General features: G+C 33.5%; 13 protein-coding genes and 1 pseudogene. 8 read left to right on the top strand and 6 right to left on the bottom strand.

Annotated features, from left to right (window positions below; translation table 11 throughout):
• On the bottom strand, positions 1 to 260 hold a 260-nt coding region (locus H540_RS0119175), incomplete at its 3' end, for a hypothetical protein (RefSeq protein ID WP_028402008.1).
• A 218-nt stretch (positions 261 to 478) separates the two neighbouring features.
• Positions 479 to 916, bottom strand: coding sequence for a DUF5391 family protein (locus tag H540_RS32360; RefSeq protein ID WP_081415207.1), 438 nt, complete (start codon positions 914 to 916; stop codon positions 479 to 481).
• Positions 917 to 1,507: 591 nt separating this feature from the next.
• Here H540_RS32360 and H540_RS0119165 point away from each other — a divergent pair.
• On the top strand, positions 1,508 to 1,864 hold the full coding sequence (locus tag H540_RS0119165; RefSeq protein WP_034671462.1) for a winged helix-turn-helix transcriptional regulator: 357 nt from the start codon (positions 1,508 to 1,510) through the stop codon (positions 1,862 to 1,864).
• 246 nt (positions 1,865 to 2,110) lie between these two features.
• Here the strand turns inward: H540_RS0119165 and H540_RS0119160 are convergent, their stop codons facing one another.
• Both H540_RS0119160 and H540_RS0119155 read right to left on the bottom strand, forming a co-directional pair.
• Positions 2,111 to 2,665: a sugar O-acetyltransferase gene (locus H540_RS0119160; protein ID WP_028402005.1), complete on the bottom strand. Its 555-nt coding sequence runs from the start codon at positions 2,663 to 2,665 to the stop codon at positions 2,111 to 2,113.
• A gap of 241 nt (positions 2,666 to 2,906) precedes the next feature.
• Entirely contained in the window at positions 2,907 to 3,248 is a 342-nt protein-coding gene (locus tag H540_RS0119155; protein WP_028402004.1) for a winged helix-turn-helix transcriptional regulator, read from the bottom strand.
• Positions 3,249 to 3,546: 298 nt separating this feature from the next.
• Between H540_RS0119155 and H540_RS0119150 the strand changes: the two genes are divergently transcribed.
• From H540_RS0119150 to ahpF, 6 genes are all read left to right on the top strand, one after another.
• The gene (locus tag H540_RS0119150) at positions 3,547 to 4,095 is read left to right on the top strand and encodes an NAD(P)H-dependent oxidoreductase (RefSeq protein ID WP_028402003.1); all 549 of its coding nucleotides are present in this window, start codon (positions 3,547 to 3,549) and stop codon (positions 4,093 to 4,095) included.
• 541 nt (positions 4,096 to 4,636) lie between these two features.
• Positions 4,637 to 6,154, top strand: a complete 1,518-nt coding sequence (locus H540_RS0119145; protein WP_245592296.1) for an aminotransferase class I/II-fold pyridoxal phosphate-dependent enzyme — start codon at positions 4,637 to 4,639, stop codon at positions 6,152 to 6,154.
• Positions 6,155 to 6,188: 34 nt separating this feature from the next.
• Positions 6,189 to 6,959, top strand: coding sequence for a HalD/BesD family halogenase (locus H540_RS0119140; RefSeq protein WP_028402001.1), 771 nt, complete (start codon positions 6,189 to 6,191; stop codon positions 6,957 to 6,959).
• A gap of 231 nt (positions 6,960 to 7,190) precedes the next feature.
• Positions 7,191 to 8,684 carry an amino acid permease gene (locus H540_RS0119135; protein WP_081415206.1) on the top strand — a complete coding sequence of 498 codons (1,494 nt, stop codon included), beginning with the start codon at positions 7,191 to 7,193 and terminating at the stop codon, positions 8,682 to 8,684.
• Positions 8,685 to 9,014: 330 nt separating this feature from the next.
• A complete protein-coding gene (ahpC, locus tag H540_RS0119130; protein WP_028401999.1) occupies positions 9,015 to 9,578 on the top strand; it encodes an alkyl hydroperoxide reductase subunit C in 564 nt (187 codons plus the stop codon).
• Between the two features lie 28 nt (positions 9,579 to 9,606).
• Entirely contained in the window at positions 9,607 to 11,136 is a 1,530-nt protein-coding gene (gene ahpF / locus H540_RS0119125; RefSeq protein WP_028401998.1) for an alkyl hydroperoxide reductase subunit F, read from the top strand.
• A 127-nt stretch (positions 11,137 to 11,263) separates the two neighbouring features.
• Here the strand turns inward: ahpF and H540_RS0119120 are convergent.
• A pseudogene (locus tag H540_RS0119120) lies at positions 11,264 to 11,671 on the bottom strand (DDE-type integrase/transposase/recombinase); the annotation flags it as partial.
• A gap of 144 nt (positions 11,672 to 11,815) precedes the next feature.
• On the opposite strand from H540_RS0119120, the gene H540_RS0119115 reads away from it, so the two are divergent.
• A complete protein-coding gene (locus H540_RS0119115; protein WP_028401996.1) occupies positions 11,816 to 12,088 on the top strand; it encodes an HU family DNA-binding protein in 273 nt (90 codons plus the stop codon).
• 175 nt (positions 12,089 to 12,263) lie between these two features.
• Here the strand turns inward: H540_RS0119115 and H540_RS0119110 are convergent.
• Positions 12,264 to 12,473, bottom strand: a 210-nt coding sequence (locus tag H540_RS0119110; RefSeq protein WP_028401995.1) for a DDE-type integrase/transposase/recombinase, incomplete at its 5' end; no start/stop codon positions are given.

Below are 12,473 nucleotides of genomic sequence, written 5' to 3'. Positions count from 1 at the left end.
AAGAAATTGAAAGTTAATACGCCCTTCCAACCTTCCTTTTTACGTAAAGAAATAGATGAAAAAATAATGGAAATCATCAACGGAACTAATAAAGCAAAAAAGATATATGTAAGCTCAACCTCAATACCTTTCTGAAGGTCACTACCATAATGTATATAAAGAAATTCAGAAGAATAGACCAAATATATATAAAGAGTTATGCAAAAAATAATATTTGCTCCAATTGCAATACAAACCTTTTTATTTTGTAATATTTTCATCTTTCTTCTCCTTGTAAATATTTACAAATAATTCTCCATCTTTTCCTTTGATTGTACCATTTGAATAATACGTTAAAAAGGGTTTTTTTCTGTATATCTTATACATGTGAGGTTTACATAACATAATTTATCGGAAGTCAATGTATCTAATAGCTTATAAAAATCCCCTTCAGGTCATTTTACCGAAGGGGATTTTTTGTTATTTAATTTCTTAAATTTTATAGAGCCTTATGTACTTTTGATGAAGATTTGAAAGCTATAACAAACCAAATAATATTAGTGATAGTTGCACCTAAACAAGAACCAATAACTCCTAGTGAAGGGATCAAGTTTTCTGAGAAGTTCTCTGCTTTAACTAAAACTAGAACTAGCATTATCAATACAATTGTAACAGTTATTAAAAGACCTATACTACAAAAAGCTGCCATCACAAATTTCGAAAAATTTACTCCTAACATATACAAAACTAGAGGCAAAATATATAGTATGAGAATCATTCCAATTGATAACCACATATTTAAAGAACCAAATGTATTCGCATTAGGACCTGAATCAGCTAAGGGAGAAAGCGAACCAAGGATTAATATAGAACAAAAAAATAATGCTGAAATTAAAGTAGTAATAACTACACTGTTTTTCTTTGTTTGATTGCTCACTATTCTTTCAACTCCTTTCTTTAATTGTATTAAAAACACTTATTTGTATTAATTTTACAATAAAAGTGGTTAATAAACACCAATGTTGCTTTGAAAGCTACAAAGGGAGCTTTATAAGATTTTTTTGTTTCAGCAAGTTGTATATCATATACATGTGAGGTTTACATAACATCTCATTATCAAAAGTGCCTTATCTCCACCATCCCCATGATATCAACATTTCTTAGAATATCTGAAAGTACCAAATATGCAGGATTCTATACATTGCCACAGTGGTGTGGGTTTTGACTCTCTGGTCATGTGCTAGATATGTCAAAAAACTGTATAAAATCTGGCATATTCCAACAGCCAGGATGGGTGTTGGTGTTTGTTTCCTTATTAATTAAATGTAATATTTAACTGATTATAATTGACTTTTTATTTGCATTATTATGAATTCCAATCGGAATTTTACACAAAATACCTTTATATGCAAAAAGGGCCACATTTTTTAAATGTTTATTTCCCTGTTAACTCTATGATAAACTTTTATTGGAAACAGATACAAAAAATTACTTTTGGTTTTTGTTCTTTTTACCCTAGTATATAGGAGTGATTCTTTTGAGGAAATTAACTTATAATTGCGGTATCGAACTATTATCTAATATGATTACTGGTAAATGGAAGATGCTAATAATGTATTACTTAATTTATGAGAAAAAGCGCTTTGGTGAGTTGAAGGGGTTACTTCCTGGAATAACTTCAAGCATGCTCACAAAACAATTGAGAGAGTTAGAAAAAGACGGGCTAATTGATAGAAAGATATACCAAGAAATACCACTTAAAGTAGAGTACTCTCTTACTCCTAAGGGTTATGAACTAAAGGACATTTTATTTCAAATGTGTGAACTTGGAACTAGGTATTTAGAGAACGATAATCATTATCGTAATGTACCTCAATTAGTTTGATAATACACCCTATATGAATTAAGATACTCCCACTTGTCAAATTAATAAATAAGTTGATTAATTTGTATAATATATTTTTCTGAAATTCTATTTAATCGAATTTTAGATTTGTAACTAATGACTTTAATATTACTAAAAAAGACCTTGTAATGTAGATTTTTTCTTCTACATTACAGGTTTTTTTAGTTTGATAATTAATGAATTTTAGAATAAAAGTATAATTATACGATAGAATATTCTTAAGAATTAATCTATTTTTTTGATCACTCGACAAGGATTTCCTACTGCAACGACATTAGCTGGAATATCTTTTGTTACAACACTTCCAGATCCAATGATGCTATTTTCACCGATAGAAACTCCCATATTTATTACTGTATTTCCTCCAACCCAAACATTATCAGCAATATTTACAGGTGCCGCTATTTCATATCCTTCTTTTCTAGCTTGTGGTTCCATCACATGGTTTACAGAATAAATTTGCACTCTTGGTCCAAGCCATACATTATTTCCAATTTTTATTTTACCACAGTCCAAGATGATACAATCAAAGTTTGCGAAAAAATTATCGCCTACTTCAATATTGTATCCAAATTCACAACGGAAGTTTGGTTCTATAAATGTATTCAAACCATGTTTTCCAAAGAGTTTATTAATTAGCATCTCACGATAATCACGTTCTGCATCAGTTGTTAAGTTGTATAATCGGGTAAGTTTTTTTGCATTCTCTCTTGCCCTGACTAATTCATTGTCAAACCCACAATACATTTCGCCTAATCTCATTTTTTCTTTTACGCTCATAAATAAATCCCCTTTCCGTCCCCATTAAGTTTGTACTTAATTTTTAATTACAAATTAGAGTCAAATTTGTTAAAAGCCCTCTTTCTTAACCAGTATGTAAGTAGTTAATTAAAAACACTTTATATACAACATATGACAATTTGATTATATTTACATAAATGGAAAAGTCAACATAATCTAAATCTTAAAATTTTATTTGTGTGGGGGATTATTTATGTATTCCACATATTGTAAGACTCAATTATGTTTTTTTATTAGCATCTATCCCTTCTCGCTGTTTTCCAATGTGAGACTTACCCCATTCACACATATAATCGAGTACTGTAGTTAAAGATTTTCCATATTCACTTAAAGAGTATTCTACTTTAGGTGGTACTTGATTATACATTGTACGATCAATGATTCCATCTGCTTCTAATTCTCTTAATTGTTGTGTAAGCATTTTTTGTGTAATATTAGGCATTACACGTTTAATCTCGCTAGTTCTTTTCTTACCATCTAGTAAAATACATAATAATACTACTTTCCATTTCCCACCGACAACATCGAGAGTTGCTTCGATGGGAAAGTTATATTCTTTCATGAAGTGTCCTCCTTTTAATTATTTGGAAAGGAGCTCTTAATTCTCCCACTAACTTTTTAATATATACCAATCTGAAAGATATTGTAATTTATATATAAGTTTTGTAAAAAATTAATGCATGCTCTCTTTCACCTTTATACGCACTTAAAAGTACCTATGGAACTTAAAAGTACCTATGGAACTTAAAAGTGCGTACTTTAAACATTAATATATATATTACATAATATCAATATCATCAAAATATTCAGATGGTTTGCTGATAAAATAAATATTATTTTTACGGAGAGGAAAAATACTTATGAAAACTCTTATCATTATTGCACATCCAAATATTGAAGAATCACGTGTAAATAAGCGTTGGTTAAAAGAAATAAAGAAATACCCAGAAGATTTCACTGTACATGAAATCTATAAACGCTATCCAGATTGGAACTTTGATCTCGACTATGAGCAAAAACTATTACTAGATCATGATCGTTATATTTTTCAATTCCCATTTTATTGGTACAGTTCTCCCCCATTATTGAAAAAGTGGTTTGATGATATTTTAACATATGGGTTTGCATACGGTTCAAAAGGAGATAAGCTTCACGGAAAAGAATTTGGTTTAGCTATCTCTGCTGGTGTAGTAGAGAAAGAATATCAAGCAGGTGAAGCGAATGAATATACATTAAGTGAATTGCTAAAACCTTATCAGGCTTCTTGCCTTTACACTGGTATGAAGTTCTTACCAACATTTGCCGTGTATGGCGCAGAACACAACTTAACAGATGAAAAATTAGAAGAAAGCGCTAGGAATTACATAATCCATATGAACAATTTATCTAAGACTTCAGCTAAAAATTGAGGAAGTAAATATTTACTATCTTTGTTTTAGAAAATAAGATGTATGCTTTAGAGTTCCGGAAACGGGAACTCTTTTTTTTATAAAAATAATTCTCTAGAAAAAAGAATCATTCTCTTTAAGTATTATCAGGGCAACTACAAAAGTTGTATTATGTGTGTTTTGACAGATGTTAATTGTTGAATTGTTTATTATTAAACCCGTATTTATAGATGATACCTACACTCCTCAGTTATAGAGTAGGTATCATGTTTGTGATTTTAAATAACTAACTTACTAAAATTTATCATGAATATAATATGATACTAAGATACTATAAAGTGCCTACTTTAATAATTACCTTTTTGAATTTATACTAAAAACCGAATCTTAGGAAATTAAAGTTTAATGTTTTAAAAAATTAAATTATAAAAGGAGGATCAAAACAGGGATTATTATCCATATTTTGGTGTGTCGAGGTGTGAATGTTTTCCAACTCACCAGATGAAGTATGTTTCTTTTTACAACAAGATAATAAATTACTTTAATTAGTTGAGGTGATCGTTTGCAGTTCCAACAGGAAACTTTGTTACTAAAGAACAAAAATAAACAATATGATACTCCTTTAATTACCGGAGTAAAGAATTATATAGAACGCGACTATTTACAGATGCACACACCTGGTCATATAAAAGGCAGAGGGCTGGATGATGAATTTACTACATTTTTTGGAAAAAATACTTTAGGTTTTGATTTAGTAGGTATACCGCCACTAGATTATCTACGTCATCCTACTGGTATTATTCATGAAGCACAGAAATTAGCGGCAGAAGCTTTTGGAGCTGATTATACTATTTTCAGTGTTCAAGGAACAAGCAGTGCCAACGTGGTTATGATAATGAGCATTTGTAATCCTGGTGATAAAATTATTGTTCCTAGAAATGTACATGCCTCTATTGTTAGTGGACTGATTTTATCTGGTGCGGTACCAATTTTTATATCTCCTGAAATTGATCCGATATATGGTGTTTGTCACGGAATTAGTTTAGAGAATATAAAGAAAACCTTGGAAGCGCATCCAGATGTTAAAGGTGTTTGTATAATAAATCCTACCTATTATGGTGTTGTGACAGATTTGAAAGCCATTATAGATTATGTGCATTCAAAAGGTATACCAGTCATAGTAGATGAAGCTCAGGGATCACATGTGCATTTTCATCCGGATCTCCCTATCTCTGCTATGGAAGCAGGTGCAGATATTGCATCTTCAAGTATGCACAAAATGGGAGGTTCATTTACTCAAACAAGTGTGATTAACATTCGAGAAGGATTAGTCAACCTAGATAGAGTTAAAGAGAACTTCTCTTTAATTACGACCACTAGTGCATCCTATCTATTGATGGCTTCATTAGATGCTGCTCGTAAGCAAATGGCAATAAATGGAGAAGGGTTGCTGCAACGTGCAATAGATTTGTCTCGTGTAGCACGAAATTCTATTAATAAAATATACGGGCTTTCTTGTTTAAAACCAGAAGATTTGAGTGGTTCAAGTTCTAGTTTTGCTTTAGATGAGACAAAAATTTGTATAAATGTAACAAATTGGGGTGTAACAGGTAGGGAAGTTGAAAACATTTTACGTGATGACTATCGCATAGAAGTTGAGCTTTCCGATGTGAATAATATTCTTTTTATTGTAACGATTGGGCATAATGAATGTGATATTGAACAATTGATACAAGCATTACGTTCATTAGCCAGTCGATTTGAGGACGGCTCGATACCAATTGATCTTGAACGAATTGCCAAGAGCAAAGGTGCTATAAGAGCATTGACACTACCTACATTAGCCATGACCCCTAGGGAAGCATACTTTTCAAAAGTCGAATATGTAGATCTAGATGAAGCCATTGGGAGAGTAGCTGCCGAGTCAGTACTTGTCACACCACCAGGTATACCTGTTCTTTTACCAGGAGAAGTTATTACAAAAGATATTACAGACTACTTAAATTACTGCATTGACTTAGGGCTTTCTGTACAAAGTAGCAATGGTTTACATGCTATTAAAGTAATTGATGATAAATAAACTATATTTATTCGAAAAATAGGAGGAATTTACTATGACATTTCAAAAACAATTTGACACAATTATAGAAAATCACATCCACTCACTTCCAAAAGATTACTTATTAGTACTTCAAGAGAGGTTTAAAAATGAGGGATTAGCAATGATGAATGATATGTTGCCTCAACCTTTAATTGCAGCTATGTCTGCTGAAGCAAAATATCTCCTTTCAGAAAATGCAAAACGTCGTGATATTACTATTAAAGCCACAGGTAATACACCTCGTAACTTCAATGTAGTAAATCGTGATAGTATTTCTGAAAGTGGGAAATTAATCCCAGCGTTCTTTAAATCTGAAGTGATTTTAAATTTCTTAACATTTTTGAACAACAATGAACCGATTCATCGTATCCCATATACGCCAGAAGAATTTATCATTAATAATCAGCAAAAAACAGGTGATACACACGGATGGCATTGGGATGACTATACATTCGCTTTAATTTGGGTTATTGAAGCTCCTAAAGAAGGTGAAGGTGCTCTAGTTGAGTATGTACCTGACACTGTTTGGGATAAAGAAAATCCAGAAGCTGGACTAAAGGCAGTTTTAGAAAATCGTGAAATTAAAAGTCTCTATGTCCCTCAGGACCACTGTTACTTTATGAAAGCTGGTACTACATTGCATAGGGTTACACCATTAAAGAATGATTCTCGTCGTACGGTTGTAGTTTTCAGTTACGCATCCCAAGAAGATCTAGCTAAAAACATTTCTCATGAAACTATGGGAGAAATTTATGAAGACAGCAAGGACTTAGTTGGAGTTTAAGCTTTAAATAAGCTAAACATCTTTAGAGCCGAAGAGAAGAATTTATTCCCTCCGGTCGCTTTTATAGTATCCTCTGCAAAATTCAGAGTGTTCCAATATATACAGATGTGTTCTGTATTGATTTAGACTGTTTTAATAAATTTTTTAAAGAGATTCATATCACTTTTATCTAAATCTTTAAAAGTTTATGTTATCTCTAAACACTCTAAATAAAATCATACGGGAGAAATTATGAGTTCTGAAAGAGCAACTGTAACTTCAAGTGTAGACAATACAATCCATAAAACCAATGCACATCCTACAAACACATTAAAAAAAACATTAGAAACAAGACATCTTACTATGATTGCTATTGGTGGATCTATCGGAACAGGTTTGTTTATTTCTAGTGGTACGTCTATTCAAATGGCAGGACCTGGTGGAGCCTTAATTTCCTATATTTTAATTGGGATAATGGTGTATTTACTTATGATGAGCTTGGGTGAGATGGCCACATTCTTACCCGATTCAGGATCATTTAGTACATATGCTTCTAAATTTGTAGATCCAGCTCTTGGATTCGCTCTTGGATGGAATTATTGGTTTACGTGGGCTATTACAATAGCAGTCGAGTTGTCTGCTTCTGCTATTATAATGAAATTTTGGTTCCCATCTGTTCCGGGAATTGTATGGAGTGCTATTTTCTTAACCATAATATTATTACTTAATTACTTTTCTACACAATCATTTGGAGAAGCTGAGTACTGGTTCTCTTTAATTAAAGTAATAACAATTATAGTTTTTTTATTAATAGGACTACTTACCATTATTGGAATCATAGGTGGAGAATTTATTGGTTTTAAAAATCTTACTATTGATGAAGCTCCCTTTCCATCTAATAGTTTTAGTATCCTATCGGTTTTTATGATTGCAGGATTTTCTTTTCAAGGAACAGAGTTAATTGGAATTGCAGCTGGAGAGAGTAAGGATCCTAAAAAAAATGTACCTAAAGCCATCAAGCAAGTCTTTTGGAGAATTTTACTTTTCTATATTTGTTCTATTTTTGTAATTGGGTTGCTCATTCCATATACACACCCCTATCTAATGAATGTCAATATTGAGAATGTCTCAATGAGTCCTTTTACAATAGTCTTTGAGAAAGCTGGTCTTGTATTTGCTGCATCAGTAATGAATGCTGTGATATTAACATCTATTCTATCAGCTGCGAATTCTGGGATGTATGCATCTACTCGAATGCTATGGTCTTTAGCTAAAGAGGGCAAAGCTCCAAAATCACTTATGAAATTAAATAAAAATGGTGTACCAATCAATGCTTTAATTGTTACCTCCTTAGTAGGTATGCTTGCTTTTCTTTCTTCATTTTTTGGTGAAGGAAAAGTATTTATGTGGTTATTAAACTCTTCTGGTCTTTCCGGCTTTCTAGCTTGGCTAGGTATTGCATTAAGTCATTATCGATTTCGCAAAGCTTATATAGCACAAGGAGGACATATCAGTAATCTCCCTTATAAAGCTAAGTGGTTTCCCTTCGCTCCTATTGTTTCAATTATCTTATGTATAATTATTATAGCGGGGCAAGAATATAAGGACATTATGAGAATGGAGATTTCATGGGCTGACTTATTCACGACATATATTAGTGTCATTTTATTTTTATGTATTTGGTTTGGTTATAAGATAAAATATAAAACTAAAATTGTCGATCTTAAGGAATGTGATTTTAAATAGGTTTAAACTCTCTTAAACAAATTGTTTAAGAGAGTTTATAGATATTATAAACTGCAAAGATTTTAGTCTTCTTTTGATTTTGAACAGATTGATTAAATTGATTTGATTTTAATTGAAGATTAATTAATTTTTTGATTATATTACCAACATCGATTCAGGATGGTATTAAGTCAAAGTATGATAACGTTGTACATTTACCTTGACGAAACAAAAACTTTTATATGGTAATTAATATCTAATTATAATTATTTTTATTTTCTTAATTAAAAATCAATTTATGAGCACGCTAATTTATATTGCTCAAAACTCACACTTAGGAGGAATTTTATTATGTTATTAATCGAAACAGAAGTACTACCATTCAAAGCAACAGCTTACCATAATGGTGAATTTATCGAGGTTACTGAAGAAAATTTTAAAGGTAAGTGGAGCGTAGTTTGCTTCTACCCAGCGGACTTCACATTCGTATGCCCAACTGAGCTTGAAGATTTACAAAATCAATACGCAACTCTAAAAGAACTAGGAGTTGAAGTATATTCTGTTTCAACAGATACTCATTTTACACATAAAGCATGGCATGATAGTTCAGAAACTATCGGAAAAATTGAATACATTATGATTGGTGACCCTACACGCGCAATCTCTAGTAACTTCAACGTGTTAATTGAATCAGAAGGTCTTGCTGCTCGTGGTACATTCATTATCGATCCAGATGGTGTTATCCAATCTGTTGAAATTAATGCAGACGGTATCGGCCGCGATGCAAGCATCCTTATTAACAAAATTAAGGCAGCACAATATGTTCGCAACAACCCAGGTGAAGTTTGCCCAGCTAAATGGCAAGAAGGTGCTGCAACACTTAAGCCAAGCCTTGACCTTGTAGGTAAAATCTAAGAAGTAAAATTTAAGGAGTAAAATGAAAATGGTACTAGATGCAGATATCAAAGCACAATTAACCCACTATCTTCAACTGATGGAAGGCGATGTACTACTTAAAGTTAGTGCAGGATCTGATGACACATCTAAAGACATGCTAGCTCTAGTAGATGAATTAGCAACTATGTCATCAAAGATCAAAGTAGAAAAAACAGAATTAGAAAGAACACCAAGCTTTAGTGTAAATCGTGTCGGCGAAGACACTGGAGTAACATTTGCCGGTATCCCTCTAGGACACGAATTTACTTCACTAGTATTAGCTTTACTACAGGTTAGTGGCAGATCTCCAAAAGTTGAGCAAAAAGTAATTGATCAAATTACAAACATTCAAGGTGAATATCGCTTTGAATCTTATATCAGCCTAAGCTGTCATAACTGTCCAGATGTTGTGCAAGCACTGAACTTAATGAGCGTTCTTAACCTTGGTATTACACATACGATGATTGATGGCGCTGCATTCAAAGAAGAAGTAGAAAGTAAAGACATCATGGCAGTACCAACTGTTTACTTAAATGGTGAATCATTCGGAAGTGGTCGTATGACACTTGAAGAAATTCTTGCGAAACTGGGTAGCAGTCCAGATGCATCAGAATTCGCGGATAAAGATCCATACGATGTTCTTGTTGTTGGTGGCGGTCCAGCTGGTGCAAGTGCGGCAATTTATGCAGCACGTAAAGGCATTCGCACAGGTATTGTTGCTGATCGCTTTGGTGGCCAAGTAATGGATACAATAGGTATCGAGAACTTCATCAGTGTAAAACACACTGAAGGCCCTAAGCTTGTAGCAAGCCTTGAAGAACACGTAAAAGATTACGACATCGACGTAATGAACTTACAACGTGCGAAGCGTTTAGAAAAGAAAGACTTAATCGAAGTGGAACTTGAAAACGGTGCGGTTCTAAAGAGTAAGAGCGTAATCGTTGCAACAGGTGCTCGTTGGCGCAATGTTGGTGTACCAGGTGAAGCTGAATTCAAAAATAAAGGTGTAGCATACTGTCCACACTGTGATGGGCCTTTATTCGAAGGAAAAGACGTAGCAGTTATCGGCGGCGGTAACTCTGGTATTGAAGCAGCAATCGACTTAGCAGGTATCGTAAAACACGTAACTGTTCTTGAGTTCCTGCCAGAACTAAAAGCTGATGCTGTATTACAAGAACGTCTTTACAGCTTACCTAACGTAACTGTATTAAAGAACGTTCAAACAAAAGAAATTACTGGTACTGACAAAGTAGAAGGTATTTCTTACATCGATCGTGAAACTGGAGAAGTTCATCACGTCGAATTACAAGGTGTATTCGTTCAAATCGGTCTTGTACCAAACACAGATTGGTTAGGTGACACAGCTGAACGCACTCCATTCGGTGAGATTGTTACAGATAAGCACGGTGCTACAAACGTACCTGGTGTATTTGCTGCAGGCGACTGTACAAATAACCCATACAAACAAATCATTATTTCAATGGGATCAGGAGCAAACGCATCTCTAGGTGCATTTGATTACCTAATCCGAAATTAATGAACTGACATGATAAATTGTTTTACCATGCTAACTTCTTCGTTAACACGCAGTATAAACAATTGGTTCTGGTGCAAAGATAAAATAAAAGAGAATAAAGCGTATATATTCCTAGCGGAATCGTATCTTATGCTGTAAGCCCAAACAATTGATGGATGAATTCTTTCTGATTTTGGACAGACTGATCCCGTAAATCAATCTGCTCTTTTTTAATCATATGCATGGCTTCTACTCCTGAAAGAATGGATGTAGCTGTGTCAAAAGAATTGAACCCTAATATAGGAAGGACTCGCCTCTTAATGAATCGATGATCCTGTTCCACGATGTTGTTCAAATATTTTACTTGCCTTATTTGGATGCCTTCCGGCATCTTTTTTTCGTTTTTCAGCTGTTGAATCGCTACTGGATAAGCTAGATTTTTATCTACTGTTATTACACGGGGTCTGGCAATATACGAAAAAGCCAAAGCTCTTTTCAAGAAGCGCTTGGCTGATTTAGTATCTCTCGTTTTACTAAGGAAAAAGTCTCGAGTATTCTGTGTTGCCACATCACCAGCAAACTTGGATACAATTTCAGGAATATATCAATCAGCTAAAGGTTTCTGGAGAAAAATAAAACTTGTCCACTTATCTTGAATACGTTATAATCCTCGTAATCTATGAAATATGGAGTGATACATATGAATAAAACAGATCTTATTAAATCGGTAGCCCAACAAGCAGAGATTTCTCAAAAAGAGGCTGCGTCTGTCGTACAGGCTACATTAAATACGATTACACAAGCTCTTCAAAGTGGAGATAAAGTTCAACTTGTAGGCTTTGGAACATTTGAAACACGTGAACGTGCAGCACGTACAGGTCGTAACCCACAAACTGGAGAAGAAATGCAATTTCCAGCAACCACTGTACCAGCTTTTAAAGTAGGTAAAGAGTTGAAAGAGGCCGTAAAATAAATACATAGACATAAAAGGTATCCTTTTCATGAGGATACCTTTTATTTGTAAGAACAACTAGCAAAACGATATGTATGCGCGTTCTATTATTTGGAAAGGCCAATTGATTTATAGGTTCTGGTGCAAAAAATACTCGATAGAAACATAGAGTGTCAATTTCCTTTAAATTGCTAGCTTATGAAGCTAATCCAAACAATTTATGAATGAATTCTTTTTGATTTTGGACAGACTTCTCCCTTTGGAGAGTCTGTCCTTTTTTGATCATGTGCATAGCCTCTATCCCCGCAATAATTCGTTTGGCAGTCCGTAAGGACTTTAATCCAAGCATCGGGCGAATTCGTTTTTTAATAAAGCGATGATCCTGCTCTACGATATTGTTGAGATA

Source organism: Ectobacillus panaciterrae DSM 19096 (assembly GCF_000430785.1).
Taxonomy (GTDB): Bacteria; Bacillota; Bacilli; order Bacillales; family Bacillaceae_G; genus Ectobacillus; species Ectobacillus panaciterrae.
Note: the sequence above shows the minus strand (reverse complement) of the source record. Positions and strands in the feature narration are given on the sequence as shown.